Genomic DNA, 25,973 nt, shown 5'->3' with positions numbered 1-25,973 from the left:
CGCGTCGGCGTCGGGAGGCTTCCACAGCCTGGAGGATGCAATGATTGAGAAGGGCTTCACCCAACCCACCGACCGTATTAAACGGTTGAAGAACCAGATCCTGAACGCCCGGCCGCATGTCGAGGCGGAACGGGCGGTCTTGGCCACCGAGGCCTATAAGGCGACCGAAGGTCTGCCGGCGATCTTGCGTCGCGCTAAGGTGGTGGAGAAAATCTTCGCCGAACTGCCGATCACGATCCGTGACGACGAACTTGTGGTGGGCTCGATCACCATCAACCCGCGCTCGACCGAAATCTGCCCCGAATTCAGCTTTGACTGGGTCGAAAAAGAATTCGAAACGATGGCCGGCCGTGTCGCCGACCCGTTTGAAATCCCGAAAGAAACCGCCGCCGCGCTGCATGAAGCGTTCAAATACTGGCCCGGTCACACCACGTCGGACCTTGCTGCGTCGTACATGTCGCAAACCGCGAAAGATTGCATTGCAAACGGCGTCTTCACCGTCGGCAACTACTTCTATGGCGGCGTTGGCCACGTTTGCGTGGACTACGGCAAAATCCTGAAAATCGGCTTCTCCGGCGTGATCATGGAAGCGATCCGGCTGCGCGAGCAACTGGACGACAAAGACCCCGACACGATCAAGAAGAACCAGTTCTATACCTCGGTCATCATCGCTTACAAAGCCGCCATCGACTTTGCACACCGCTATGCTGACAAAGCCGCCGAACTGGCAGCCGCCTGCACCAACCCGACGCGCAAAGCGGAACTCGAGCAAATCTCGAAAAACTGCCGCCGCGTGCCGGAACATGGCGCGACCACCTTCTGGGAAGCTTGCCAGACGATGTGGTTCATCCAATGCATGCTGCAAATCGAAAGCTCGGGCCACTCGATCTCGCCCGGCCGCTTCGACCAATACATGTATCCCTACCTGAAAGCCGACAGCTCGATCAGCCGCGAATTCGCACAAGAACTGATCGACTGCATCTGGATCAAACTCAACGACGTCAACAAAACGCGCGATGAAGTTTCGGCCCAGGCCTTCGCTGGTTACGCAGTGTTCCAAAACCTCTGCGTGGGTGGGCAAACCGAAGACGGTCTCGATGCGACGAACGACGTTTCCTACATGTGTATGGATGCCGTCGCCCACGTTCGCCTTCCGGCCCCGTCCTTCTCGATCCGTGTGTGGCAAGGCACGCCCGATGAGTTCTTGCATCGTGCCGCCGAAGTTGTGCGCCTCGGCCTGGGTGTCCCGGCTGTCTACAACGACGAAGTGATCATCCCCTCGCTGCAAAACCGTGGCGTTTCGCTGGCCGATGCTCGCGACTACGGCATCGTTGGCTGCGTGGAACCGCAAGCGATCCACCGCACCGAAGGGTGGCACGACGCGGCCTTCTTCAACGTGGCCAAAGTGCTTGAGATCACGCTCAACAACGGCAAAGTGGGCAACACCCAACTTGGCCCGGTCACCGGCGACGCGAAAGACTGGAAATCGCTAGAAGACTTCTATGCAGCCTTCACCGGTCAGATGTCCTTCTTCGTCAAATACCTTGCCGAAGCCGACAACTGTGTTGACATCGCCCACGCCGAACGCGCGCCGCTGCCGTTCCTTTCCGCGATGGTCGATGACTGCATGGGTCGCGGCAAATCGGTCCAAGAAGGTGGGGCGATCTACAACTTCACCGGCCCGCAAGCCTTCGGTGTCGCTGACACCGGTGACTCGGTCTATGCGATGAAGAAATTCGTCTGGGACGACAAAAAACTCACCATGGCGGAACTGAAGGAAGCGCTGGACGCGAACTTCGGCATGGCGATGGGGGCGGATGCTCCGACCGGCGAAATGAGCGAAGCGCAAATCTACGAAGCGGTGAAAAAGGTGCTTGCCACCAATGCGTCGCTCGATGTCGCCGCGCTCAAAGACGAAGTCTATCGCACGCTCTCGAAAGGGGCCGCGCCTGTCGATGCGTCTAAATATGAAGGCATCCGCCGTCTGCTCGACTCCGCTGAAGCCTTCGGCAACGACAATGACGACGTCGACCTGATCGCCCGCAAATGCGCGCAGATCTACTGCAAAGAAGTGGAAAAATACACCAACCCGCGTGGTGGCCAATTCCAAGCTGGGATCTACCCGGTGTCGGCCAACGTGCTCTTCGGCAAGGATGTGGGCGCTCTGCCCGATGGTCGCCCGGCCAAGCTTCCGCTCGCCGATGGTGTGTCGCCGCGCCAAGGCAAGGACCGTCTCGGCCCGACTGCTGCGGCCAACTCGGTGGCAAAACTCGACCACTTCATCGCCTCGAACGGCACGCTCTACAACCAGAAATTCCTGCCCTCCGCTTTGGCTGGTGACACTGGTCTGCAGAACTTCGCATCGCTTGTGCGGTCCTACTTCGACCACAAAGGCATGCACGTGCAGTTCAACGTGATCGACCGCGAAACCCTGCTGAAAGCGCAGAAAAACCCCGAGGATTACAACGACCTCGTGGTTCGGGTGGCTGGTTACTCGGCACAGTTCGTCGTGCTCGCCAAAGAAGTGCAAGACGACATCATCAGCCGCACCGAGCAAGCGTTCTAAGCTCTCCCGCAGGCCCCGCCAGCCCATGGCGGGACCTGCCCTCCGGGGGGCATCGGCTACTCTCCCCTCCCGAGCCGATGCCCTCCGGGCCGTCCCTTCCACCAACAGGTGTTCCGATGACCCGCTACCAAACCTTCACGCCCCGCACCGAGATCGTCTTCGGCGATGGGCTGCTGGAGCGCCTGCACGCCTACCGTGGCCAGCGCGTCGGCATTGTGACCGATGAATTCATGGCCAAATCCGGCCCGCTTGATCGGGTGATGAGCTTCCTCGATGGCTGCGAAGTGAAAGTCTTCGCCGAAGCCATTCCCGAACCGCCGCTCGCCACCGTTTCGGCTGGGGCCCGCCTGTTTGCCGACTTCCGCCCGGATGTGGTGCTCGCCCTTGGTGGTGGTTCCCCGATTGATGCCGCCAAAGCGATCTTGTCTGTGGTGCGCGGCATGGACCCGGCGCATCCGATCCGCCTTGTGGCCATTCCCACCACCTCTGGCACCGGCTCTGAAGTGACCGCCTTTGCGGTGATCTCGGATCCCGCCAACAACCGCAAATTCCCGCTGATTTCCCCCGATCTGATCCCCGATGTGGCGATCTTGGACCCGGAATTCGTGCGCACCGCCCCGCCCAAAGTCACCGCCGATACCGGCATGGATGTGATCACCCATGCGATTGAAGCGGTTGTCGCCAAGGGCGCCTCCAACTTCACCGATGCCTTTGCCGAAAAATCGCTTGAGCTGGCCTTTGCGGCGCTGCCCAAAGCCTTTGACAATGGCAATGACATCGCCGCCCGCGATGCGATGCACCAAGCCTCGTGCCTTGCGGGGATGGCCTTCACGGAAGCGGGCCTTGGTATCAACCACGGCCTTGCCCATGCCATCGGCGGGCAGTTCCACCTCGTGCATGGCCGGATCAACGCGATCTTGCTGCCGCATGTCATCGCGTGGAACGCCGGGCTTGAGGACAACGCGCCCGAGACCCGCGAAACCGCCGCCCGTTATGCCCGCATCGCGCAACGCGTCGGGCTGGATGTGCCCGGCACCCGTGCGGGTGTTTTAGCGCTCATCCGCGCCATCGAAGCGCTGAACGCGCGCTTTGGGATCCCCGCCAGCTTGCGGGGGCTCGGCCTCGATATCGGGGCCTACCGTCGGGCGATCCCCGACCTTGCGGCAGCCGCATTCGCGGATGCCTGCACCGCGGGCAACCCGCGGCGTCCCGGACTTGCGGAGCTGTCCATGCTCCTTGACCGGGCCGGCGGTTGAATCGGGGAGGAGCACGCCTGGCACAGCGAAAAGAACCCGATTTCCCCAATTTAACCAACGTATGAACACCGGAAACCAAGGAGAAAGTCATGCAACAAGAAGCACTCGGAATGGTCGAGACCAAGGGTCTGGTCGCCGCCGTGGAAGCCGCCGATGCAATGGTCAAATCGGCCAATGTGGCGATGGTTGGCTATGAAAAAATCGGCTCGGGCCTCGTCACCGTGATGGTGCGCGGCGATGTCGGCGCGGTCAAAGCCGCCACCGACGCCGGTGCTGTGGCTGCCGAAAAAGTCGGCTCGGTCGTGTCGGTCCACGTGATCCCGCGCCCGCACACCGAAGTCGAAAAAATTCTGCCGGCGCCGAAAGCCTAAGACCCAGCCTAGGAAGGAGGATCAACGATGAAAGACGATCTCGTTGAAAAACTGATGGGTGAGGTTATGGCGAAGATGGGGGCCACCGCCCCCGCCGCGGCCCCCACCTGCGAAGCGGCCCCCGCGCCGAAAGCAGCGCCGAAAAAAGCCTGCAACCTGACCGAATTCGTTGGCACCGCCATCGGCAACACGGTCGGTCTGGTGATCGCCAATGTCGACCCGCTGCTGCATGAGCAGATGAAAATCGACAAGAAATACCGTTCGATCGGTATTGTCGGTGCGCGCACCGGTGCTGGCCCCCATATCTTCGCCGCCGATGAAGCGGTGAAAGCGACCAACAGCGAAGTGGTTCTGATCGAACTGCCGCGCGACACCGAAGGCGGCGCTGGCCACGGCTCGCTCATTCTGTTTGGCGCGGAAGATGTGTCGGACGCGCGCCGCGCGGTCGAAGTGACGCTGTCGGAACTCAACCGCACCTTTGGTGACGTGTATGGCAACGCGGCTGGCCACCTGGAATTCCAGTACACCGCCCGTGCGTCCTATGCGCTCAACAAAGCCTTCGGGGCGCCGCTTGGTCAAGCCTTCGGCATCACCGTGGGCGCGCCCGCCGCGATTGGGGTTTTGATGGCCGATACCGCCGCCAAAGCCGCGACCGTGGAACCGGTGGCCTATTCGTCGCCCGGCAACGGCGGCACCAGCTTCTCCAACGAAGTGATCCTGTGCTTCACCGGCGACTCCGGTGCGGTGCGTCAAGCGATCATCGCCGCGCGCGACGTTGGCAAGCAGGTGCTCTCGGCGCTTGACGGCACCGAACTGGTCTCTTCGACCACGCCCTACATCTAAGACTGAAAGGAAATCGTCATGTCGGAACAAAGCCTTGGACTGATCGAGACGCTTGGCCTGACAACGGCTGTGGCTGCCGCAGATGCGGCGATGAAATCGGCCAATGTCACGCTGGTCGGCTATGAATTCGCCAAAGGCGACGGCATGACGATGGTCAAACTCCGCGGCGATGTGGGGGCGGTGAAAGCCGCTATCGCCGCGGCAGAAGCGGCTGCGGGGCGCGTCGGACGGGTGGTTGCCACTCGGGTCATCGCACGCCCCGCCCGCGGTCTCGCTTTGATCGTTGACAGCCAAGAAACCGTTGGGTTGGCCAAAGCCGAAAGCGGGGACGCCCCTGCCGAGGTCACGCCGCCCCAAGCGCCCGTGCAAGAGGCGCTTACGCTCTCGGAAACGCCCGATGCGGGCGTGACCGAAACGCCGGTCCCCCCGGCGGCGGAGGTCCCGGCCACAGCCCTGGAAGAGACCCCCGCGCCGGAGCCGACCGCCGAAGTTGACCCCGAAATCACGCCCGAACCGGTGGTTGAGACCGCCGCGCCGGAAGCCGAGACCCCCGCGCCCGAAGCGGTGAGCGAACCCGCCCCGGTATCCAGCCCGGAGGCCGCGCAAGAGCCGGAGCCGAAAGCTGAGCCCGCGCCGAAACCCGCCGCCAAACCCACCCATTCGGGCCGTCCTGGCCGGGGGCCGAAGCGCCGCTAAGCCCCCCTGCCCCTTTGTTGAAAGATGTCCGCTATGTCCACAACCTCCACCATGATTGAGCGCATCGTCGCTGAACTTTTGGCCCAAGGCCAAGCCGCTGCGGCGGCCACGCCGACAGGTGCCCGCGACCCCGCGCTGATCCCGGTGGGGGTCTCGAACCGCCACATCCACCTCTCGCGCCCCGATATGGACGTGCTCTTTGGCCCCGGTGCCAGCCTCACCCGTATGAAAGCGATGAAGCAGCCCGGCCAATATGCGGCCAAAGAAACCGTCACCCTGCGCGGCCCGCGTGGTGAGATCGGCAAGGTGCGGGTGCTTGGGCCTTTGCGCAAAGACACCCAGATCGAGGTTTCGGTCGCCGATGGCTTTGTTTTGGGCATCAAGCCGCCGATGCGGATGTCGGGCAAGCTCGATGGCTCTGCTGGCATCACCGTGGTTGGCCCCAAAGGCAGCGTCACCAAAGAGAGCGGCGTGATCGTGGCGATGCGCCATATCCACATGCGCCCCGAAGATGCCCAGCGCCTGAACGTCAAAAACGGTGAAACCGTTGATGTGCTGGTCGATGGGCCGCGCGGGGGCGTGATGCACAATGTGGCCGTGCGCTCCGACGAGGTCTCTGAGACCGAAATGCATATCGACATCGAAGAGGCCAACGCCTTTGGCCTGAAAAACGACGCGCTTGTGCGGTTGCGCAAGCTTTGAGGACCCCCGCCATGCCCGGCATCGACGACACCCTGCGCGCCTTCGGAGATCTTGTCCGTACCGGCGCCATCCTGCCCCAAGAGGCACGCGCCCAAGGGCCGCTGCGGGTGGGCGTCGATCTGGGCACGGCGAACCTTGTTTTGGCGGTGGTCGATGCGGCGGGCCAACCCGTTGCAGGCGCCACGCAACGTTCGGGCGGCATCCGCGACGGGATCGTGGTCGATTGGCCTGCCACCGTGCGCGCCGTGCGGCAAATGAAGGCCGAGTTGGAAGCCCGCCTTGGTCAACCGCTGCCCCGCGCCGCCACCGCCATCCCCCCCGGCATCCACCCCGGCAGCTCCAAAGCCATCGGCAATGTGCTTGAGGCGGCGGATTTTGAACTCGCAGAAATCATTGATGAACCTGTTGCTGCCGCGCGCCTTTTGGGCCTGCGCGATGGCGCGGTGGTCGATGTGGGCGGCGGCACCACCGGGATCTCGGTTCTGGAAGGGGGCAAGGTGCTCGCCTCGGTCGATGAGGCCACGGGCGGCACGCATATGACGCTGGTTTTGGCGGGCGCGATGCGGCTCAGCCTTGAGGCCGCCGAAGCGATGAAACACGACCCCGCCCAAGCGGGCGAGGTCTTCGCGCTGGTGCGCCCCGTGGTCGATAAAATGGCCGCCATCGTGGCCGAGGTTCTGGCGCGCTTTCCGCGAATGGACACGGTGCATGTGGTCGGCGGGGCCTGCAGCTTTGAGGGTTTCGTTCCGGTTTTTGAAAAGCATCTGGGCCGCAAAGTTATAAAACCCGCCGAGCCGCTTTTGGTCACACCCTTGGGCATCGCGCTTTACGAGGGGGCCCGGTGATGGATCTCGACCGTATCTTGATTGATCTGCTTTCAGACAAGATCGTTGCCGCGCTCAAAGCCCGCGCCACGCATGGGATCGTGCTTTTCTCGGACACCGATCTGGGGCTGGAACCCGCGCTGAGCGGGCTGGAAGGCCTACGCGCCAAGGGCTGGACGATGGAATGGCAGGCTGCACCCGCCTTTCGTGACATGCTCGCCCCCCGCCTGCCCTTCGCGGAAGCCCCCGCACAGGTGCAACTGGTGCGGGCGGGCCTTGTGCTGGTGCCGACGCTGAGCCTGTCGCTTGCCGCAAAAGTCGCCACCGGGATTGCCGATGACCCGCAATCGGCCCTTTTGGGCGAGGCGCTGGATCGCGGCCTGCGGATTGTGGCGGCGCGCGATGGTGTCTGCCCCGGCGCGCGTGACCGTGCGGCCCGTGGCCTGACCCCGCAAAACCCTGCCCGTCGCGCGCTGATGAGCGGGCATCTGGAAAGCCTTGCCGCGCAGGGGGTCGAACTTTGTTGGGCCGCGCGCTTGGCCCACACCGTTTTGGGCACGCAAGAGGCCGCTGCGCCTGCCGCCGTGGCGCAAGACACCGGCATCTTCGGCTGGCAACAGGCCCGCGCCTATGGCGCCCCCGTTTTGCGCCTTGGGCGCGCCGTTTTGCTGACGCCACTTGCCGCCGACATTTTGGCCGCGCGCGGCATCGCGATTGAGAGAGAGTGAGGATCAACCATGTATCTCGCCAAAGTCATCGGACGGGTCGTCGCCACCACCAAGGATGTGAGCCTTTCGGGCGCGAAACTCTTGATCGTGCGCCGCCTCGACGCGCAGCTTTCCCCCGAGGGCTGGAACGAAATCGCGGTCGATACCGTGGGCGCGGGTGATGGTGAAACCGTCATTGTCACCACCGGCAGCGCCGGGCGCTTTGCGGGCACCTTTGACCATTCGGTGGTCGATGCCTCGATCGTCGGCATTGTCGATACGGTCGAATGCCAACGCGGGGTGGAGGGCTAAGCGATGTCCACGCTCGACACGATCTTGGCCACCGAACTCGCCGCCCGCCGCCCGCTGACGCTTTCAGAAGCCACGCGCATCGCGGCTTTGGCCGAGATCGAGGCGCGCCGGATCGCCCTGCCGGTCTGCATCGCGCTGTGCGATGCGGCTGGCGAGCCGCTCTTGTTCCACCGCATGGACGGCGCGCTGCCCGCCTCGATCACGCTGGCCCCCGCCAAGGCGCGCACCGCCGCGCGCTACCGCATGGGCACCGATGAATTGGGCCGCCAAACCCAACCGGGCGCGATGCTTGAGGGGTTGGGCGCCGCCGAAACCGGCACGGTGTTGTTTGGCGGCGGGCTGCCGATTTGCGCAGGTGCGGCCGTTCTGGGCGCCATCGGCATCAGCGGCGGTACAGTTGAGCAGGATATGCAGATCGCCCAAGCGGCGACCCGCGGACATTGGGGCGCGGCCCTTACGAAAGGACAAGTAAAATGAAAGACATAGACATTGAAAATGCCGTCGCCCGCGTGCTGAGCGGCTATACCGGCCCCGCCGAAACCCCCGCCCCCGCGCCCACCTCCAAACCCGGCACCACGGGTTGCGTCTGGGAACCTGTCAAAGCCGTTGACCCGGTGGATGATATCATCGGCGGCATGTTGACGCGCGCTTTGGGCGAGCGCAATTGCTCCAACTGCAAAGCGGGCGATTGCCAAGGCAAAGCCGGGTGTCTGTCGATCTCGGATGCTGAAGCACTGGAACTCGGCGATGGCGTCTTTGCAACAATGGACGAGGCGGTGAACGCCGCTGCCGAGGCGCAACGCAAATACCTTTTCTGCACGATGGGTGACCGCAAACGCTTTGTGGAAGGCATCCGCGCGATCTTCACCGATGAAGCGGTGCTGGAGCGCATCTCGCGGCTGACGGTCGAGCAAACCGGCATGGGCAATCTGGCCCATAAGATCATCAAAAACCGCCTTGCCGCCGAAAAAACCCCCGGTGTGGAAGACCTGACCACCGAGGCGCAAAGCGGCGACGATGGGCTCACGCTGGTGGAACTTTCGCCCTTTGGCGTGATTGGGGCGATCACCCCCACCACCAACCCCACCGAAACCGTGATCTGCAACTCCATCGGCATGTTGGCGGCGGGCAATGCGGCGGTCTTCAGCCCCCACCCGCGCGCCAAGGGCGTGTCGCTTCTGGCGATCAAACTGATTAACCGCAAGCTGGCGGCACTCGGCGCGCCCGCAAACCTTGTGGTGACGGTGCAGGCCCCCTCGATCGACAATACCAATGCGATGATGGCCCATCCGCAAGTGCGGATGCTGGTGGCCACCGGCGGCCCCGGCATCGTGCGCACGGTCATGTCGACCGGCAAAAAAGCCATTGGCGCTGGCGCGGGCAACCCGCCCGTGGTGGTCGATGAAACCGCCGATATTCCGAAAGCCGCGCAAGACATCGTCAATGGCGCAAGCTTTGACAACAACATGCCCTGCATCGCGGAAAAAGAGGTGATCGTTGTCGATCAAGTCGCCGATTTCCTGATCTCGGAAATGCAGCGCAATGGCGCGTGGCTGGCCTCTGACCCGTCTGTGGTGGAGCGGCTCGCGCAATTGGTGCTGACCGAAAAAGGCGGCCCGCAAACCGGTTGCGTCGGCAAATCAGCGGCGTGGCTCTTGGGCCAGATCGGCATCCAGGTTGGCCCCGACGTGCGCCTGATCATTTTGGAAACGACCAAAGATCACCCCTTCGTGCAAGAAGAACTGATGATGCCGATCTTGCCGGTGGTGCGCGTGCCCGATGTGGACACCGCGATTGATCTGGCCGTCGATCTGGAACACGGCAACCGCCACACCGCGATGATGCATTCGACCAATGTGCGCAAGCTGACGAAAATGGCGAAACTCATCCAAACCACGATCTTCGTGAAAAACGGCCCCTCTTACGCCGGGATCGGGGTGGGCGGCGAAGGGTATACCACCTTCACCATCGCCGGGCCGACAGGCGAGGGCCTGACCTCGCCGCGCTCCTTCGCGCGTCGCCGTAAATGCGTGATGGTCGAAGCGCTGAACGTGCGCTGAGACCCAAAGATCGAGGACAGAGACATGCAAATTCGCATCATCAACGCCCCGCAGGAAAACCTGTTCGACATGCTGTCGCGCCGCGTCGCGCCACATGTGCGCAAATGGGTTGAAGAGCATCCGGTCTCGGCGATGGGGCTGGTGCAGGCCTCGGTCCCCGATCTGTTCTACTTCGCCGATATCGCCTCGAAATCGGCCAATGTGATGGCGGTGGAGCTGTTTGGCACCTGCCCGCAGACCACCACCACCTTGGCCGTTTTGGGCGAAACCTCGGCCGTGCGCGCGGCAATGGCCGCCATCGAAGAGGCCAGTGGCCCCGCTTTCTGAGCCCTCCCCCACAGGGTCAGACCCCAAATAAGGAAGTCCCTCATGTCCGTCATTGACACCACCGCCGAAGGCACCGTCTTCGATATTCAGCGCTATTCGATCCATGACGGGCCTGGGGTGCGCACCATCGTCTTTTTAAAGGGTTGCCCGCTGCGTTGCCGCTGGTGTTCCAACCCTGAATCGCAGGCGCCGGAACCGGAACTCTTCTTCCGCGCCTCGGCCTGCATCGGTTGCGGACAATGCGTGCCCGTCTGCCCGGTGCAGGCACTCTCCAAGGCCAATCCCGGTTTTGTGGATCGGTCGAAATGCATCAAATGTGGCGAATGCACCAAGGTCTGCCCGACCGAGGCGCTTAAACGCACGGGCCGTCGCATGACGCTGGCCGAAGTGATGCAAGAACTGCGCAAAGACGCGATCCATTACCGCCGCTCGGGCGGGGGCGTGACGCTTTCGGGCGGCGAGCCGCTGATGCAATCCGCCTTTGCCAAACAAATCCTGATGGCCTGCCATGAGCAGGGCTGGAACACGGCAATGGAAACCACGGGCTGTACCACGCGCGAGGTGATCCGCGATGTGATCCCGCATGTGGACAATTTGCTGATGGATATCAAAGCAATCGACCCGGCGGTGCATCAGGCCAATACCGGCGTCGATAACCGCATCATCTTGGAAAATGCGCTGATTGCCGCCTCGCTCAGCCCCAATCCGGTGGTGCGTGTGCCTGTGGTGCCCGGCGTGAATGATAATGAACGCGAAATCGGCGCAATTGCCCATTTTGCGACGCTGATGCCCAAGGTCAGCACGGTGCATCTGCTGCCCTATCACAGCTTTGGTGAGAACAAATACACGCTCCTTGGCCGTCAAAGCCCGATGGGAGCCACCAAAGATCTGCGCCCTGAATCGATCCTGCCGCTCAAAGCTGTGGTCGAGTCTGCGGGGCTCAATTGCGTGATCGGCGGCTAGTCCCTATCCACACAGCACATAAAGTGCAAACAAACCAGCCAGACAGGCCAAAAAATCATTCAAAAACAAGCCGGAAAATTGCGCTAAGTCATGTTGCATACTAGTTTCCGCGCTAAGTTTTGGGGCGAAAGAGCCGAGTCGGAACGGGGTCGGAGCAAGGCCGGGAAACCGGGTGCCTAGGATGTCTGGTCAGCATCCCCGGCAGCTCCCTCTCACCGCTGTGGGAAGCGGCGGAACTGGAAGGGGTTAGCATGGGAAGTGGCATACCGTTTGGGCATTCTGCAGGGTCGGTGCAGGATGTGCTCACGATGGGCTCTGGTGGCGCGCGGGTTGCCACAGAACCGGGCGGCGCGGGCGATCATACAAGCCCTGCCGAAAAAGCAGCCCGACGCCGCAAGCTTGCGGACCTGATGAGCACGGAGATGCTGCAAAAGGTCCAAGACAATTTCTCCGCCGCTGTCGGTGTTGCGATGGTGATTGTGGACCCCGATGGCGCGCCAGTGACGCAGCCCTCGGGGTTTTCGCCATTTTGCTCGGCGGTGCGCAAACGCCCCGATTGGCGCGAGCGCTGCTTTCACTGCGATGCGGTCGGCGGGCGCACCGCGCTGTCGACCGGGGAACCGGCAATCTACAAATGCCACTGTCAACTTGTGGATTTTGCCGCGCCGATCATCATGCGCGGCGAATATCTGGGCGCAGTGATCTGCGGGCAGGTCAAACTCGACAAACGCCACAGCGGCCCGGATTTCGTGGACCTGTCGAACATCTTCCCCACCGAAGGCTCATGGAGCGAAAACGACGGGCTTTTAAAGCTGCACAGCGAGATTGGCGAGATCAGCTATGAGCGGCTGCGCTCTGCCGCCTATTCGCTTTATTACATCGCCTCGCATATCGTCGAAGAAAGCTATTCCAACGGTGTCACGCAGGAGCTTTACGCCAAAAACCTGCGGCTGGCGGAGGAATCCCAGCGCCGGGCGGAGTTGGAGCGCCTTCTGCGCGAGGCGGAATTGCAGGCGCTATCTTATCAGGTGAACCCGCATTTCCTGTTCAATGTGCTCAACACGATCGGGCGGCTGGCCTTGGTCGAAGGCGCGCCGGAAACCGAGACCACCGTGCATGCTTTTGCCGATATGATGCGCTACATCCTCAAGCGCTCCGGCTCGCAATTCGTGCCGCTGCGCACCGAGGTGGAGCACGTCCGCAACTATCTCTATTTGCTCAAAATCCGGCTGGGCGACCGGTTCGATTTCACGCTTGATGCGACGGAAGAATTTGACAATGTGCTGAGCCCATTCATGGTGCTGCACCCGCTGGTTGAAAACTGCATCAACTACGCGATTGAGCCGATGGAAAGCGGTGGCTTGATCGAGGTGTCGCTTTATCGCGATGGCACCGATGTGATCATTGACGTGGTCGACAATGGCCCCGGCATCAATGCTGAGCGCCGCGTAGAGGTGTTGCGCGGTGAGGCCGATCATGGCGGGCGCAAGAGCATTGGCGTCTACAACATCCATGCCCGGATGAAGCAGTATTTCGGCGATAGCCATGGGGTCGAGATCATGAGCCCGTTCCGCCAAGGCCGGGGCACGTTGGTGCGGCTACGCCTGCCGCTCGAATTCGATCCTTGCGATTTCTAAGACCGGAGGCCCCGAATGGCCGATATTGTCATCGTCGAGGACGAAGAACTGGAACGCCGCGCTTTGCGCACGATTTTGGAGCGTGAACTGCCCGATGTGCGGGTGGTGGGCGAGGCCAAGAACGGCGCCGAGGCGGTGCAGTTGATCGAAAGCGTGCACATTGATCTGATGTTGCTCGACATCCGCATTCCACGCCCCAACGGCTTGGAACTTTTGGAGATGTTGCGCACCAAGCAATTGCCCACCAAGGTGCTGATCATCACCGCTTACGATCATTTTGAGATCATGCAAGCGGCCATTCAGCAACGCGCGGATGGCTTCCTGCTCAAACCCGTGCGCACCGAAACGCTGCTCAAATCGGTGCAAGATTGTCTGCAGATGGTACCGACAGAAACTATCCGCCCTGCTCCGGTGCCCTCGCCCCGTTTGGGCCCCGCCCCCTACCCCGCCCAGCCTGACGCAGTAAGCCCCATCGCCTCGGTACAAGACCCGGCGACGATGCGCGAGCGGATCGGCGCGCTGGTGCAGGCCCATGCCTACCGCGATTGCCTGACGCTGGTGCGCCGCCAGATCGAGGCGCTCCACGCGCATCGTGAAACCGCGCCACGCCAAGGGGTGCTCGACCTTTCGGAGATTTTGACCGACCTTGTTGCCTGCACCGGACGCCCCCTGCCCGACGCTTTGGCGCGCAAGATCGACGCGCTGACCGCGCAAAAGCTCGACCAGCGCAACCACTACAAGGTGCAGGAATTGTTCAGCGAAATCACCGATCTGCTTTTTGCCGATGATGAGGATCATGGCAGTTCCGCCGAAGCGCGCATTGAAACGGTGCGCAACTATATCGAGCGCAATCTGAACAAATCCGTCACGCTCGAAGATGCGGCAGAGCATGTGCACATTAGCCCCTGTTACCTGAGCCGGTTGTTCCACAAGCACATGGACATGACCTTCATCGCCTATCTGAAGGAACGCCGGGTTGAGCGCGCAAAGGAATTGCTGGCAGGGTCCAGCCTGCCCATCGTCAATGTGGCGTTGGATCTGGCCTATCAGGACGCGAACTACTTCTGCAAAGCGTTCAAAAAGGCGGTTGGCGTCTCCCCCACCGAATACCGCCGCCAATGCCTGCCCAGCACGCCCCCGGCCTAAGCACCGCGTTGCGGGCGCGCTGAGCCGCGCTTGCCGATCAGCCGCAGGCGCTTATAGTAAAGCACCGTAACATCGGCTGGGAGGGGTTCATGTCTAAGCATAAGGACAGCGCAAAAGGCGCGATCGAGATCCCACATGTGGGCGACATCTCGCATTACCTGCGCAAAGAGGCGCCCGAGGCGATCCGCAAAGCGATTGAGCATGCCGACAAGGATGAAATCCTCTCAAAAAGCTACCCCTACCGCACCGAGCTTTCCAAGAAAGACTACAAAGAGGCGATGGACCGACTTCAGGTCGAACTCGTCAAAATGAGTTGGGGCCTGAAGGAAGCCGGGCGCCGCCTTGTGGTGCTGTTTGAAGGGCGCGATGCGGCGGGCAAAGGCGGCACGATTGAGCGCATCCGCGAAAACCTCAACCCGCGCCAAGCCAATATCGTCGCACTCCCCAAACCGACAGAGCGGGAGGCGACGCAGTGGTATTTCCAGCGCTATGTCGAGCGGCTGCCCGCTGCCGGGGAAATCGCGCTTTTTGACCGCTCTTGGTATAACCGGGGCGTGGTTGAACATGTGTTTGGCTTTTGCACCCCCGAACAGCGCGCGCATTTCTTTGCCCAGCTTCCGGGCTTTGAGAAAATGCTGGTCGATGAAGGGATCACGCTGGTCAAACTTTGGCTGTCGGTCGACCGGGCCGAGCAGCTCAAACGGTTCTTGGCGCGCGAAAAAGACCCGCTCAAACAATGGAAACTGAGCTGGATCGACGTTGAGGGGCTGAAGAAATGGGATGCCTATACTGTTGCCATTTCCGAGACCCTGCGCCGCTCTGATACCGCCTATGCGCCTTGGACGGTGATCCGCTCCGATGACAAAGGCCGTGCCCGGATTGCCGCCATTCAAACGGTGCTGATGGCGCTGGATTACCCCGGCAAGGACATGGAGGCGATTGGCACGCCCGATCCGGTCATTTGTGGGGGCATTGACCACGCCGATGGCTAAGGAAGGTTTGGCAAAGCAAGGCTACCATCACGGCAATCTACGCCAAGCGCTGGTGACAGCGGCGCTGGAACTGATTGCCGCGCGTGGCCCGCAGGGGTTCACGCTGTCGGAAGCCGCCAAGGTCGCGGGCGTGACCCCGGCGGCCGTCTACCGCCATTTCGCGGGCCGCGAAGATCTGATCGCGGAATGCGCCCGCCAAGGCTATGCGATCTTTGCCGATCTGATGGAACATGCGTGGAATGACGGCCAGCCTTCGGCGCTCGCGGCGTTTGGCGCCACGGGCCGCGCTTATCTGGCCTTTGCCAAGAAATTCCCCGGCCACTACATGGCCATGTTTGAAAGTGGGCTGTCGCCCAACCGCTCGCCGGAATTGGCCGCAGGCGCCGCGCGGGCCGAAGCGGTCACGCTCAAGGCGACGCAAGCACTTTCAACCCATATCCCCGAAAGTCGCCGCCCGCCCGCCAGCATGGTGGCCGCGCATGTGCGCGCGCTTTCGCATGGGGTGGTGGAGCTTTACGCACGCGGCACGCCGGGCGGGCAATCCCCCTTCTCGCCCGAGGAATTGCTCGAAAGCGGCATCGGCGTTTATCTGCGCGGATTGGGGCTGATCGCGCCCGATTGAGGCTTAGCGGAACGCCGTCGCAAAGGCCCAAAGGCCAAAGCCCGCCATCGTCAGGCTGGAAATCCGCGCCGTCCAAAGCGCGAAGGCCGGCGGCAAACGGTGGTGCAACCCCGCGACCAAACCGGCTAGAAACGCCCACCACACCATTGAACCGAGAAAGACCCCAATCACCAGTGCGACAAGCGCGCTGGTCGCCGTGCCCTGCGCCAACCCGAGCGCCGCGAAAATGCCCGCAAAAAGCAAGATCGTCGGCGGATTGGTGATCGTCAGCCCATAGGTCACGATCGTGGTGCGCAAAAGCCCGCGCGTTTCAGGCGCTTTGGCTGCTTTGGGCGCATGGCTGTCGCCGCGCGGCCAACCGCGCCACGCCAGCACCATCAAAAACGTGCCGCCAATCAGCCCTAAGGGCAGCGCGATCTGTGCCACCACACCTTCAAAGACCGCAAAACCGGTGGCCGCGAGCGTGGCAAAGCTCAAATCCGCCAAAGCGGTGCCCAAACCGCCCGCAACACCCGCCCAAAACCCGCGCGCCAGCGTGCGCTGAATGCACAAAGCCGCCATCGGCCCAACCGGGGCCGCGATCGCAACGCCAATCGCCAAACCCTTCAAGAACATTGTCAAAATCAGCATCTCAGCCCCTCAGCCGGAATGGCGGTTCGACCACGGTCGAAAGCGCCAGCATCGTTTCTGACCGCGCGATCCACCCTTCCGCCTTCAAAAGCGCCAAAAATTCTTCCACCGCGGCCAAAGACGGCATCCGCACCTGCACCAAATAGGACCACGGGCCAGTGACATGGTGGCAGGCTGTCACCTCGGGGCGCGCGGCAATGAAGCTGCGAAAGCCCGGCTCATCCGCCGCCTCGGGCAAGGCCACCCAGACAAAGGCACTGACCGGCAGCCCCAAAGCCTCGGCGTCCAGATCCGCCAAATAGCGCCGCACCACGCCCCGCTCCGAAAGCCGCCGCAGCCGATCATTGACCGCCGAGGTCGACAAGCCCACCTGCGCCCCGATCTGCGCCATGGATTGGCGCGCATCCGCACTCAGAAGAGTGCAAATCTTTCTGTCAATCTCGTCCATGACCGGAATCTCTATCGCCAAATAGGTCAGATCCCGGATATTCGCCGCATCCTGAGCAATGGCAAGCCCCTTCCGGTAAGCGCCGAAATTTTTCCGATATTTGCCCCACCCACCCCCATTAAGCCGCAAATTTTCCGGCACAGATACCGCCTCCCAGCCCCAATTCGACTGCACCGCACCGATTGCCGATCTGTTGATGTCAAAAAAATGAAAAAACCGGTTGCAAGCCCCGAAGCGGCGCGCTAAATCCCCGCCTCACGAAGACCCCTGACGCGGAGAGGTGGCAGAGTGGTCGAATGCGGCGGTCTCGAAAACCGTTGTCGGTGCGAGCCGACCCAGGGTTCGAATCCCTGTCTCTCCGCCATTCGCCTAAGATGGTAAGTAGATAACATCCTGACAAGACAGGCTCTTTTCTGAAGGCTGGGAGAGGCGCCCCCAAATCTGCTATACTTTTTGCTATACAATTTGCTATACATTGACCCCAGAAATCGGGGTGTGAGCATGGCAATCGTAACACGCAAGGGCACCACAAAAGGCATACTACACCTCCACAAACGCGTGCCAAAACGCTACGCCTCCGTCGAGCATCGTAAATTTGTATGGGCGAGCCTTCACACGGATTCCAGATCGACTGCGGAGCAAAAAGCTGCGGCGATGTGGACCAAATGGTCGCGGCGTGGGAAGCGAAACTTGCAGGTGACACGACCGACGCAGAAGCACGCTTTGAAGCAGCGCGCGATCTAGCTGAGGCGCGCGGCTTTCGATACATGCGCGCCGAACAGGTCGCAAAAGTGCCTCTCGAAGAGCTTCGCGATCGCTTTGAGGCGATTGAGGGCTTTAAGGACACCCCGGCCAAGCCAGACATGCGCGACGCTGCCGCCCTGCTTGGCGCGGAGAAGCAGCCTCCCCTTTCGGTGAGCAAGGCGCTTGATCTTTACTGGACGCTCGCCAAGGACAAGACGTTTGGCAAGTCAGAAGACCAACTGCGACGCTGGAAGAACCCACGCATCAAGGCTGTGAAGAATTTCATCGCAGTGGTGGGCGACAAGGCGCTTCAAGACATCAGCGGCGATGACATGCTCGATTTCCGCAACTGGTGGATGGAGCGACTTGAAGAGGAAGACCTGACGCCCAACAGCGCAAACAAGGATCTGATCCACCTTGGCGATGTTCTGAAAACGGTCAACACCATGAAACGGCTCGGCCTAGATCTGCGCCGCAGGCGCCCGCCATCGCCGGGCAGCAATATCGCCATATCACGCAGTGCATTGGCCGCTTTTTCGCCGGCATCACCGGGAAAGAGCGCGCACCAAGTTTCTGTAGGGATGTATGCGCGCGTGGCATCATACCAACCTTTAATCTCACCTTGGGCCAGTGAAGGTGCATGAATCTCCTGCAGATGCGCATGCTCGGTCTCAAGGAAGCTCTTCAAGCACATCACAAACGCATCGGCGGCATCGCGTTTTTCGCCGAAACGACGTTCATACCAGTCGAGGAAAGCGGCGCGTGCAGCGTCGCTCGCATCGATTTCGCCCCAGCCGGTCAGCTCCATCTCGGTCGCGAGCCACCCGGCTACGGCAAGGATCGCGAAGCGACGGGCGACCCGCTGGATTTGACCATCTGCAGCGCTCGGCAACTCTCGCACCCAGGCGTTCGCGTGACGACGCACTATGTTTGCGATCTTCGCGCCAGAGTCCGACTTCATTGGCACCGACAGTCGCTGCGCAAAGATGCGTCCGACCGCACCATGGTGCTGTTCGGTATCCGCACGCAGGGCATCAGCAAATGCCGCCGCGTCCGAGGCACCGTGCAGATCGTCGAAGACACCATAAGTTCGGGTATCAGCTTCGATGTCGATCAAGCGCACTTCGTGACCGATCTTCGCATCGCGCTTAGCTTCTTTGAGCTTTTCTTCGACACTGATTTCACCCGAGGAGATGAGCGCGAGGCGCCAAGACGCGGCTTCGGCGAGCGTCGCGTTTTTTGTCATGCGGCTTTTGGCGCGACCATTGGCGAGCATGTAGATCGCTTCATTCAGCGCGTTCGGCGCGATTTCAGCGATCTCGTCGAGCGGCAGGACCATATCGTTGAGCGCTTTCGCCGTGCCCTCGAGACCATTGGTCGTGGCGCGCCACTGTCCGATCAACCCGCTCGACCCCCAGACCGAAGCAGCGAGGCGCAAGAGCGTGGTTTTGCCGCTCGAGGAAGTGCCGCGAAAGTGCAACCCGCCGCCCTCGGCGTTGATCCCCCTGAGCAAAGGGCCGGAGAAGGCAAGCGACACCGCGAGGATCATCAGCGGGTTGCCCACGCATTTTTCACCGATGTTTTCGCGCCAACTCTCGACCGTGCCTTTTTCTTTGAGATACTGGGACACCCCATGCCCATGCTCGAGCATGGGCAGAACGTTTTGTTGGCCGATCACGGTGTCACCAAGCACGAAGCTCTGAAAACGCTCATCGGACCAACCAAAGCGGGGAACCGATGTCAGGCGCGCTTTGGGCTTCGAGCACCGCAAGATTTCAAACAGGCTCTCTTTGGCTTTTTTTGAACTACCGAGCGACAGACCGTGATCTTGGAGGCGCGCGAGAACTTCTTTGGAGCTGCTGGTTAGAGCCGAGCGCAGCACCGGCACATCGTGCCATCGACCGTCATCATCACGCACTTGAATAAGAAGGCCCCAAGAACGATTGTCGTGATCCGCGAACTTCGCTTCGATGCGAAGCGGGGAGCAGATTAAAACCGGATCTGCATCGTCACCAAGCGACGCATAAACACCGTCTTCCCAAAGTTCGTAGCCAGGCGGCATCCCACTTTCAGTTTCGATTTGTTGCGCGGCTTTTTGATTGGCGCTGGACGTCGAGGGTGCCGGGACCGATGACATTTCAGCATCAATCGTCTTTTCCGCGACGGAATCGTCCGTCTTTTGGGGGATTTCGATCACTTTGGGGCTGGTTTCGTTTGCCGACGATGGGGCCGGCATGTCTTGGCTCGCAGTCGCCAAGACAGCGTGATCGCGCACGGGCATGTTGATGACATTGCCGTTGGCGGCTTGGGGTGCTTCAGTCGCGGGGATCTGAGCGTTATTAATGGAGAAGTTCATTTCTTTGCTTTCTGCGCAGTGCGCTTTGAACATAGGGGATCGTTCGCGGCCGTCGTGACCGCGTTCGTTTCGATGCTTTTGGGGATAGGTGCCGATTTCGGCGGGTGCCCGGACTGCGCTGCGCGCGGGGACTTTTATGGGGGCAAATAGTCTAGCTTGGTTAGATCATGCGGCAGGTTCTTTCTTGTGATCTGCGGGGAGAGGCGAGGTCGCGAAACAAAAAACGCGTTACAGTCACAAAACTCTGGGCACGCATCATTCATGCCCGTGGAACGGGGTTGTTCCGGGTTCGTCATCGCATTGCGCGATATAATCGTTGAGGGCGCTCAAAGGAGCGCAAGAGGCCGTCCGGGGTGAACGCGAGACTCACCCGGGTCGATAGCAATGTATTTTCATGAGGGCGCGCGGTGACGCGCTTATTCTTCTTCTTCGCCGTTTACGAAGACGATGTTCATTCTGTCCAGCATACCACCTGGCCGCACCATCCACTCTTCAACGGTGCCGAAGAAGATATCTGCTTTCCACCGCGGAAGTGAAAAGCGGAATTCTTTCCGGAGCTCGGCAATCATCGCGTTCAATTCTGTGACCGTCGCGAAGGCAGCGCGCTTGGTCTCTGGGTCACTGAGATCGGAGTTCTCGATTTCAGCAATCCGTGCGCGGATCTCGTTTATCTTGTATTCGTTGACACGGTCAGCGAGGTCAGACGCTGCGTCGAGCATGCAGCCGATTAACACCTCGGCTTTACCAAGCGAACTGCCGCGGGACGCGCCGAAAGGATTGCTGAACTCGTCTGCATCGAGATCCCCTAGATCATCGAGAGTTACACTTTCAGGGCCGCTGTCATCTTCGAAATAGAGTGGCTGGATGCCGGCAAGCTCGAGCGAATTCGCGTATTGTGAATCGTATTGATCATCGAGCGTAAAGACCTCGAAGAAGGGCTTTTGGAACACTGCTGTATTCTGCGTCGACGGTTTTTTTAGTTCCGCTTGCTTTTTTGCTTTCTGGCGCTCGCGGTAGCGGCGCACCTTCTCTGCGTTAGACAGGGCCATCGTGATTCTCCGTTGCGGGAGTCAATGGTTACACCGACACCGACACCGCCGCTATAGGCATTTGCGCACTGCGACAATTTGGCCATTGACAGGCGTTATATTCCACTCAGGAATAGCAAATCAGCTATAATTCGTGAGATTCCGCCTCACGCTGCACGCGATATAGCTGATTGCATATATTTACTTGCATCAGCACGGGATCGGTGCAGAATATAGTCATCACGCTATAAGGATGGGCATGATGATGGCCTCAGATCGCCTGATCAGCTCGGCGCAGGACGCTGGCAAGCTTATTCAGGAGCGGCGGCGCGCCTTGAAGATGAGCCAAGAGGTGCTGTCATCGCTCACCGGTGTTGCACAACCAAACCTTTCAAAAATCGAACGCGGGGGCTCCAGCGCCACCCTCGACACCTATCTCCGCCTCTTCGCGGCGCTTGGGATCGATTTGCGCGGCGAGGCTCGGTCATGAAGCTTGATGTCTGGCTTGAGGCTTTCGCGGCACCGGTGGGCACGCTTTCGCGCCATGACGACAAAAGCCTCACCTTTACCTATGCCCCAGGCTCGCAGCCTACGCAGCGGATCTCGATGTCCTTGCCGCTGCGCGATGAACCCTACCGCGATGCTGACGCGCGCGCTTTCTTTGGCAACCTGCTTTTCGAAGGGCGCGAGCTTGACCGCGTGATGGCCGTGCATGGGCTTGATCGTGATGATATTGGCGGGCTTCTGGAACATCTCGGCGCTGACTGCCCCGGCGCGCTTTCGGTGACGCCTGAGGGCACCGGCCCCGGCAAGCGCCCTGGCGTCTTCCCCGATGATTACGAGGAAATCGAACCGGCACGCCTGCTTTCCATTCTGCGCTCACTGCACTTCTACGGTCGGCTGCCCGATGACACCCGAGACCCATCGCCGATTGCCGGTGTGCAGCCAAAGCTTGCGCTGGTGGCGCGTGACGGGCGGTATTATGTGCCGCGTGCGGGGTCACGCGCGCCCTCCACGCATATTCTCAAGGTCTCGCCCCGCACTCAAAGCGAAACCACGCGCCATGAAGCGGCACTGCTGACATTGGCGCGCACGGTCGGGCTTGATGTGGCCGAGCCAGTGCCCCTCACCTTTGAGGATGATGAGACCGGCGCAGAGATCAACGCGATCCTCTCGACGCGGTTTGATCGCAGCTTCGAAGGGGCAAAGATCACCCGCACACATTGCGAGGATTTCTGCCAAGCGCTTGGGCTGCCCAAGGAGCTCAAATACGAACGTAACGCGGTGCAAGAGGATCGAAAGTTCAGCCTGCGCGCGATTAGCACGATCGCAGAGCGCAGCGCCGCGCCAGGGCTGTTCCGCATGACGTTTTTGCAGCAGATGCTCTTCAACCTGATGGTCGGCAACACGGACAATCACGGCAAGAACGGCACGATCCTTTACAAGGGCACGTCCGGCACCCTTGCACCGCTCTATGATGTGGTCCCGGTGATTCTGGACCGCACGGTAACGCATCGGCTTTCCTTCACGCTGGGTGGCGCTGAATGGAGCGAAGATGTGACGATGGAGCGCTTGATGGACGCGATGCGCGATTTGGGCTTCGCACGCCCGCGCCTCGACCGCCCGACGCGGCTGATGCTGGAACGCCTTGCAAGCGAAGGCCCGGGACAGCTGGGACAAGTGGGACCGCTTGGAGATAAAGCCCTCGCCGATGCCGTGGCCGCGCAGATGACGGTTGTCGAGGAAGGGCTCGGGCTCGGCCTGCCCATCGCACCACGCGACTATTACCCACGGCTTGTGCGCGATGAGAAACCTGAGGGCGGCACGGGTGGCTGGGGCGGCTTGAGTTAACCGGCGGTATTGGGCTTGATCGGCTTTGTTGAAAGCCAGTCGTTTGGAGTGCGTTGGTTCACTCAACACAAAGACATGCGCGCTAGTGCACCACCTCGAGGCGCAACTGTTCAATGTCACGTTTAGGCGGATTGCCGAACTGGCGCGCGTATTCGCGACTGAACTGTGACGGGCTTTCATACCCTACCTGATGCAGCTCCTTCGCCGAACTTCGTGCTGGTCGTCTTGCATGCGTCCAACCTGCAAGAGTCGTCGTTCACTGTCGTTGGCGCGCGTCGGGCAGGCTTGTGTCAATCTCGCAATACTTAGCCGCCTTGACCTGACTTCAGGCTCGGATCCGTCGCGCCCGGCTCTGCGACACTATTGCGCGAGAATGGGCTTTGGGGCGACGCTGATCGCATTGTAATCATTACAATCATTGCACCTAGACGTGCCTCCCCCAGTTCCCAGATCGCCGATTATGCTATTTTACGCTGCTGTTTTGCTCCTTTCCTGCGCCTATGGCATCAGTCTTCCACTGATTGCGATCGCGCTTGACGGGATGGGCGCGTCGACGCGGCTCATCGGTCTTTCGGCGGCCATGCCCGCTTTGGGTTGGCTCGCGGGGCTTCCTCTGATCCCCTTGGCGCTGCGCCGACTGTCACTCACACGATTGGCGCTGGGGCTTCTGGGGGTGGCATTCGCTGCTTGGGGCGCGATGGCTTTCATGGCAGATCCTTGGCTTTGGGTCGGAGCGCGGTTTTTGTTTGGCGGGGCACTCGGTCTTATCTACAGGCTGATTGAATATTGGCTCACCCTCACGGTGCCCGAAACGCGGCGCGGACGTGAAATTGGCTTTTACAATGCAACCTTTCTTGGCGGCATCATCCTTGGATCGGCTCTGCAACCGCTGCTTGGCATCGGTTTTCTGGGCTTCGGCTCTGTGGCCGTGCTGATTGCGAGCGTCGGCGCGGTGCTTTTGCGCCGTAACCTGCTGCCCGCGCCAAAGGTTCATCTGTCTTGGCGCCCGCAAGATTTTAGCACGGCACTGCGTCTTGCCCCGCTTGCCATGGCCGCTGCCCTCGCTTTCTCGATGTATGAAGATATTCCCGCGTATCTTCTGTCGCTCTTCGCGCTGCACCAAGGTATGGGCGAGGGCGTCGCGGCGCTGACACTCTCGGTCTGCGCACTTGGCGCGCTCTTGGGCGCGGTGCCGTTTGGGATGCTCTCCGACCGGATCGGCCGTCGCCCGGTGCTTCTGCTCGCCTCAGGCATCGGGCTTGGCGGCGCGGTGGCAGTGCCGGTTCTGGCCGCGGTCTCTACCCCGCTTTTCCTTGCCGGGCTGTTCCTTTGGGCCTTCGGCATTGAGGGGATTTTCGGCGTGTCGCTTGCCCTTCTGGCCGACCATTTCCGCGGTGAAGACTTGCTACGCGCCAATCTCGCCTATGGCGTGGTCTATGCGTTCGGCGCGCTGATTGGGCCACTCTTTGCCGCAAACTTGATGCAGGCGATCGACCCACAAGGCGTGTTCGTTGCCGCGGGGCTGATCTTCACCGGGTTGATCCTCCTCACGCTCACGCTTTGGAGACGGCCATGAAATCGCAGGCTCTTCTTGATCTGGCCGTGGCGCTGGCGCAAGCCGACGACCCCTTTGCCCCTTTCGCGCAGTTCCTCGCGGCGCGCGGCGGGCGCGGCTTCTTTTACGGCTTCGCGGCGCTTTCGAGCGACCTGCACCAGATCGGCTACACCGACGGGCTGCATTTCCACCATTCCTACAGCGCCGAATGGGAGGAGGCCGTCGGCCCGCAGGCATTAATCGACAACGACCATTCGATCGAGGCGATGGACCGTGGCGCGCGCATGGTCGAATGGATGCCGATGGACTACGCGCCCTTCCTCGCCACGCTCTCGCCCAAACAGCGCAAGCAATTCGAGATCGAGGCCGATCTGGGTATGATCTGCGGCGCCTCGCTTTTGCTCGACGGCCACCGGCTCGGCTTTTCCGGCATGGGGCTCTGGACCGAAACCCAGCGCACACACGAGATGTTCCGTCTACACTGGGATCGGTTCGGGGCCGAACTGACGGCGGCCTCGAACCTGCTCGATGTCGCGGTGCGCGAGGCGCGGCCAAACCTGCTGGTGCGGCTGACCCCGCGCGAGATCGACTGCCTCGCTTGGCTTGCGCATGGGCTGCGGCCCTCGGAAATCTGCTACCGGCTCGGGATTTCGGAAAAGACCTTTGAAAAGCACATCGCCACCGCCAAGGCCAAGCTAAAATCGCGCACCCGCGATCAAGCTTTGGCGAAGGCAGTGCTGTTGAACCTGCTTCCGCTATAGCAGGCGCGCCACATGGGGATTTTTCCCCAATAGGGGCAATTGTCACAGGTTTGTTATCTTCGCGCCAAGCGCGCCCGCAAGCGAGAGGCAGATGCGCTTGCGGATTTGATAAACCCTTGTGAGATTACAACGCGCCCGACCGGTATCTGATCGAGGTTACAGCGTCACACATAGAGAGCGACGCAACGACGATGGTTGACAACCGAAGCCGCCCTGAGGCATCAATGCCGCGATGAAAACGCAACGGACATACAGTCGCTAACTCACGGGGTGGGTAAACCGGTCGGGGACCGGAGGCGACTGCTAATCGTTCTGTTCTTCCAAAGAGAATGTGGTTCGAGACCACTGCCCACCGCCAAGGGTCATCAATCCGATCAGTTTGAAGGCCGCCAGTCGTGCAAGCCTTTGACGGCACAGATTTGACGTCTATAGCTGACAGATCTTCTTTCTGCGCACTGCGTCATGAGGCAGCCCCGTAACACCGTGATCGCGCTGAAGGGAGTGGAGGACATAAGCGCCCCAGTATGGCTGGCACCAAACGCACCCCCATCGCAGCTGCGCCATCCTTCTAGGACT

At 61.0% G+C, this 25,973-nt stretch carries 25 protein-coding genes, 1 tRNA gene and 1 pseudogene; 22 read left to right on the top strand and 5 right to left on the bottom strand.

Annotated elements, in window-relative coordinates:
* The first annotated feature begins 40 nt into the window (after nucleotides 1-40).
* From BW967_RS15785 to BW967_RS15705, 17 genes are all read left to right on the top strand, one after another.
* Nucleotides 41-2,566, top strand: a complete 2,526-nt coding sequence (locus BW967_RS15785; protein ID WP_076486064.1) for a glycyl radical protein — start codon at nucleotides 41-43, stop codon at nucleotides 2,564-2,566.
* Between the two features lie 116 nt (nucleotides 2,567-2,682).
* Nucleotides 2,683-3,822, top strand: coding sequence for a 1-propanol dehydrogenase PduQ (locus tag BW967_RS15780; protein WP_076486063.1), 1,140 nt, complete (start codon nucleotides 2,683-2,685; stop codon nucleotides 3,820-3,822).
* An 89-nt stretch (nucleotides 3,823-3,911) separates the two neighbouring features.
* Nucleotides 3,912-4,193, top strand: a complete 282-nt coding sequence (pduA, locus tag BW967_RS15775; protein ID WP_076486062.1) for a propanediol utilization microcompartment protein PduA — start codon at nucleotides 3,912-3,914, stop codon at nucleotides 4,191-4,193.
* Between the two features lie 27 nt (nucleotides 4,194-4,220).
* The gene (pduB, locus tag BW967_RS15770; RefSeq protein WP_076486061.1) at nucleotides 4,221-5,036 is read left to right on the top strand and encodes a propanediol utilization microcompartment protein PduB; all 816 of its coding nucleotides are present in this window, start codon (nucleotides 4,221-4,223) and stop codon (nucleotides 5,034-5,036) included.
* A gap of 18 nt (nucleotides 5,037-5,054) precedes the next feature.
* Complete coding sequence (locus BW967_RS19105) at nucleotides 5,055-5,732, top strand: BMC domain-containing protein (RefSeq protein WP_076486060.1); 678 nt, start codon at nucleotides 5,055-5,057, stop codon at nucleotides 5,730-5,732.
* 33 nt (nucleotides 5,733-5,765) lie between these two features.
* A complete protein-coding gene (locus tag BW967_RS15760) occupies nucleotides 5,766-6,434 on the top strand; it encodes a phosphate propanoyltransferase (protein ID WP_108188651.1) in 669 nt (222 codons plus the stop codon).
* A gap of 11 nt (nucleotides 6,435-6,445) precedes the next feature.
* Entirely contained in the window at nucleotides 6,446-7,279 is an 834-nt protein-coding gene (gene eutJ, locus BW967_RS15755; RefSeq protein WP_076486058.1) for an ethanolamine utilization protein EutJ, read from the top strand.
* Nucleotides 7,279-7,986: a hypothetical protein gene (locus BW967_RS15750; RefSeq protein ID WP_076486057.1), complete on the top strand. Its 708-nt coding sequence runs from the start codon at nucleotides 7,279-7,281 to the stop codon at nucleotides 7,984-7,986. The genes eutJ and BW967_RS15750 overlap by 1 nt, the downstream gene beginning before the upstream one ends.
* Before the next feature lie 9 nt (nucleotides 7,987-7,995).
* Nucleotides 7,996-8,277 carry a EutN/CcmL family microcompartment protein gene (locus BW967_RS15745; RefSeq protein ID WP_076486056.1) on the top strand — a complete coding sequence of 94 codons (282 nt, stop codon included), beginning with the start codon at nucleotides 7,996-7,998 and terminating at the stop codon, nucleotides 8,275-8,277.
* A 3-nt stretch (nucleotides 8,278-8,280) separates the two neighbouring features.
* Nucleotides 8,281-8,754 carry a GlcG/HbpS family heme-binding protein gene (locus BW967_RS15740; protein WP_076486055.1) on the top strand — a complete coding sequence of 158 codons (474 nt, stop codon included), beginning with the start codon at nucleotides 8,281-8,283 and terminating at the stop codon, nucleotides 8,752-8,754.
* Nucleotides 8,751-10,337 (top strand): aldehyde dehydrogenase family protein, encoded by a 1,587-nt coding sequence (locus BW967_RS15735; RefSeq protein WP_076486054.1) that lies wholly within the window; start codon nucleotides 8,751-8,753, stop codon nucleotides 10,335-10,337. The genes BW967_RS15740 and BW967_RS15735 overlap by 4 nt, the downstream gene beginning before the upstream one ends.
* A 24-nt stretch (nucleotides 10,338-10,361) precedes the next feature.
* Complete coding sequence (locus tag BW967_RS15730) at nucleotides 10,362-10,664, top strand: BMC domain-containing protein (protein ID WP_076486053.1); 303 nt, start codon at nucleotides 10,362-10,364, stop codon at nucleotides 10,662-10,664.
* 42 nt (nucleotides 10,665-10,706) lie between these two features.
* Entirely contained in the window at nucleotides 10,707-11,627 is a 921-nt protein-coding gene (locus BW967_RS15725) for a glycyl-radical enzyme activating protein (RefSeq protein ID WP_076486052.1), read from the top strand.
* A 251-nt stretch (nucleotides 11,628-11,878) separates the two neighbouring features.
* Complete coding sequence (locus BW967_RS15720; protein ID WP_245826573.1) at nucleotides 11,879-13,264, top strand: sensor histidine kinase; 1,386 nt, start codon at nucleotides 11,879-11,881, stop codon at nucleotides 13,262-13,264.
* A 15-nt stretch (nucleotides 13,265-13,279) separates the two neighbouring features.
* The gene (locus BW967_RS15715) at nucleotides 13,280-14,410 is read left to right on the top strand and encodes a response regulator transcription factor (protein WP_076486051.1); all 1,131 of its coding nucleotides are present in this window, start codon (nucleotides 13,280-13,282) and stop codon (nucleotides 14,408-14,410) included.
* Nucleotides 14,411-14,499: 89 nt separating this feature from the next.
* Entirely contained in the window at nucleotides 14,500-15,402 is a 903-nt protein-coding gene (gene ppk2, locus BW967_RS15710) for a polyphosphate kinase 2 (protein WP_373455194.1), read from the top strand.
* A gap of 7 nt (nucleotides 15,403-15,409) precedes the next feature.
* Complete coding sequence (locus tag BW967_RS15705) at nucleotides 15,410-16,024, top strand: TetR/AcrR family transcriptional regulator (protein ID WP_076486050.1); 615 nt, start codon at nucleotides 15,410-15,412, stop codon at nucleotides 16,022-16,024.
* Nucleotides 16,025-16,027: 3 nt separating this feature from the next.
* Here BW967_RS15705 and BW967_RS15700 read toward each other — a convergent pair whose 3' ends face one another.
* Together BW967_RS15700 and BW967_RS15695 are read right to left on the bottom strand one after the other, a co-directional pair.
* Entirely contained in the window at nucleotides 16,028-16,654 is a 627-nt protein-coding gene (locus BW967_RS15700) for a LysE family translocator (RefSeq protein WP_076486049.1), read from the bottom strand.
* Nucleotide 16,655: 1 nt separating this feature from the next.
* Nucleotides 16,656-17,102, bottom strand: coding sequence for an Lrp/AsnC family transcriptional regulator (locus tag BW967_RS15695; protein WP_083952294.1), 447 nt, complete (start codon nucleotides 17,100-17,102; stop codon nucleotides 16,656-16,658).
* A gap of 274 nt (nucleotides 17,103-17,376) precedes the next feature.
* Here BW967_RS15695 and BW967_RS15690 point away from each other — a divergent pair.
* A tRNA-Ser gene (locus BW967_RS15690) sits at nucleotides 17,377-17,466 on the top strand.
* Nucleotides 17,467-18,156: 690 nt separating this feature from the next.
* Here BW967_RS15690 and BW967_RS15685 read toward each other — a convergent pair.
* Together BW967_RS15685 and BW967_RS15680 are read right to left on the bottom strand one after the other, a co-directional pair.
* Nucleotides 18,157-20,202, bottom strand: coding sequence for a DUF927 domain-containing protein (locus BW967_RS15685; RefSeq protein ID WP_175610469.1), 2,046 nt, complete (start codon nucleotides 20,200-20,202; stop codon nucleotides 18,157-18,159).
* Between the two features lie 416 nt (nucleotides 20,203-20,618).
* Nucleotides 20,619-21,251 (bottom strand): hypothetical protein, encoded by a 633-nt coding sequence (locus BW967_RS15680; protein ID WP_076486047.1) that lies wholly within the window; start codon nucleotides 21,249-21,251, stop codon nucleotides 20,619-20,621.
* A gap of 241 nt (nucleotides 21,252-21,492) precedes the next feature.
* On the opposite strand from BW967_RS15680, the gene BW967_RS15675 reads away from it, so the two are divergent.
* On the top strand, nucleotides 21,493-21,720 hold the full coding sequence (locus BW967_RS15675; protein ID WP_175610468.1) for a helix-turn-helix domain-containing protein: 228 nt from the start codon (nucleotides 21,493-21,495) through the stop codon (nucleotides 21,718-21,720).
* Complete coding sequence (locus BW967_RS15670; protein ID WP_076486045.1) at nucleotides 21,717-23,081, top strand: HipA domain-containing protein; 1,365 nt, start codon at nucleotides 21,717-21,719, stop codon at nucleotides 23,079-23,081. Before BW967_RS15675 ends, BW967_RS15670 begins: the two co-directional genes overlap by 4 nt.
* 82 nt (nucleotides 23,082-23,163) lie before the next feature.
* Here BW967_RS15670 and BW967_RS19040 read toward each other — a convergent pair.
* A pseudogene (locus BW967_RS19040) lies at nucleotides 23,164-23,268 on the bottom strand (AraC family transcriptional regulator); the annotation flags it as partial.
* Nucleotides 23,269-23,541: 273 nt separating this feature from the next.
* Here BW967_RS19040 and BW967_RS15665 point away from each other — a divergent pair.
* Both BW967_RS15665 and BW967_RS15660 read left to right on the top strand, forming a co-directional pair.
* Nucleotides 23,542-24,657 carry an MFS transporter gene (locus BW967_RS15665; RefSeq protein ID WP_083952289.1) on the top strand — a complete coding sequence of 372 codons (1,116 nt, stop codon included), beginning with the start codon at nucleotides 23,542-23,544 and terminating at the stop codon, nucleotides 24,655-24,657.
* Nucleotides 24,654-25,397 (top strand): helix-turn-helix transcriptional regulator, encoded by a 744-nt coding sequence (locus BW967_RS15660; protein ID WP_076486043.1) that lies wholly within the window; start codon nucleotides 24,654-24,656, stop codon nucleotides 25,395-25,397. The genes BW967_RS15665 and BW967_RS15660 overlap by 4 nt, the downstream gene beginning before the upstream one ends.
* Nucleotides 25,398-25,973: the final 576 nt, after the last annotated feature.

This window comes from Rhodobacter aestuarii (genome assembly GCF_900156655.1).
Lineage (GTDB): Bacteria > Pseudomonadota > Alphaproteobacteria > Rhodobacterales > Rhodobacteraceae > Rhodobacter > Rhodobacter aestuarii.
This window is presented reverse-complemented; position numbering and strand designations above follow the sequence as displayed.

Coding starts and splice junctions, on each gene's coding strand:
- BW967_RS15745 (WP_076486056.1), top strand. CDS start 7,996: ATGTATCTCGCCAAAGTCATCGGACGGGTCGTCGCCACCACCAAGGAT.
- BW967_RS15660 (WP_076486043.1), top strand. CDS start 24,654: ATGAAATCGCAGGCTCTTCTTGATCTGGCCGTGGCGCTGGCGCAAGCC.
- BW967_RS15780 (WP_076486063.1), top strand. CDS start 2,683: ATGACCCGCTACCAAACCTTCACGCCCCGCACCGAGATCGTCTTCGGC.
- BW967_RS15750 (WP_076486057.1), top strand. CDS start 7,279: ATGGATCTCGACCGTATCTTGATTGATCTGCTTTCAGACAAGATCGTT.
- BW967_RS15670 (WP_076486045.1), top strand. CDS start 21,717: ATGAAGCTTGATGTCTGGCTTGAGGCTTTCGCGGCACCGGTGGGCACG.
- eutJ (WP_076486058.1), top strand. CDS start 6,446: ATGCCCGGCATCGACGACACCCTGCGCGCCTTCGGAGATCTTGTCCGT.
- BW967_RS15760 (WP_108188651.1), top strand. CDS start 5,766: ATGTCCACAACCTCCACCATGATTGAGCGCATCGTCGCTGAACTTTTG.
- BW967_RS15720 (WP_245826573.1), top strand. CDS start 11,879: ATGGGAAGTGGCATACCGTTTGGGCATTCTGCAGGGTCGGTGCAGGAT.
- BW967_RS15740 (WP_076486055.1), top strand. CDS start 8,281: ATGTCCACGCTCGACACGATCTTGGCCACCGAACTCGCCGCCCGCCGC.
- BW967_RS15680 (WP_076486047.1), bottom strand. CDS start 21,251: ATGGCCCTGTCTAACGCAGAGAAGGTGCGCCGCTACCGCGAGCGCCAG.
- BW967_RS15730 (WP_076486053.1), top strand. CDS start 10,362: ATGCAAATTCGCATCATCAACGCCCCGCAGGAAAACCTGTTCGACATG.
- BW967_RS15665 (WP_083952289.1), top strand. CDS start 23,542: ATGCTATTTTACGCTGCTGTTTTGCTCCTTTCCTGCGCCTATGGCATC.
- BW967_RS15700 (WP_076486049.1), bottom strand. CDS start 16,654: ATGCTGATTTTGACAATGTTCTTGAAGGGTTTGGCGATTGGCGTTGCG.
- pduB (WP_076486061.1), top strand. CDS start 4,221: ATGAAAGACGATCTCGTTGAAAAACTGATGGGTGAGGTTATGGCGAAG.
- BW967_RS15725 (WP_076486052.1), top strand. CDS start 10,707: ATGTCCGTCATTGACACCACCGCCGAAGGCACCGTCTTCGATATTCAG.
- ppk2 (WP_373455194.1), top strand. CDS start 14,500: ATGTCTAAGCATAAGGACAGCGCAAAAGGCGCGATCGAGATCCCACAT.
- BW967_RS19105 (WP_076486060.1), top strand. CDS start 5,055: ATGTCGGAACAAAGCCTTGGACTGATCGAGACGCTTGGCCTGACAACG.
- BW967_RS15685 (WP_175610469.1), bottom strand. CDS start 20,202: ATGAACTTCTCCATTAATAACGCTCAGATCCCCGCGACTGAAGCACCC.
- BW967_RS15735 (WP_076486054.1), top strand. CDS start 8,751: ATGAAAGACATAGACATTGAAAATGCCGTCGCCCGCGTGCTGAGCGGC.
- BW967_RS15715 (WP_076486051.1), top strand. CDS start 13,280: ATGGCCGATATTGTCATCGTCGAGGACGAAGAACTGGAACGCCGCGCT.
- BW967_RS15695 (WP_083952294.1), bottom strand. CDS start 17,102: ATGGACGAGATTGACAGAAAGATTTGCACTCTTCTGAGTGCGGATGCG.
- pduA (WP_076486062.1), top strand. CDS start 3,912: ATGCAACAAGAAGCACTCGGAATGGTCGAGACCAAGGGTCTGGTCGCC.
- BW967_RS15785 (WP_076486064.1), top strand. CDS start 41: ATGATTGAGAAGGGCTTCACCCAACCCACCGACCGTATTAAACGGTTG.
- BW967_RS15675 (WP_175610468.1), top strand. CDS start 21,493: ATGATGGCCTCAGATCGCCTGATCAGCTCGGCGCAGGACGCTGGCAAG.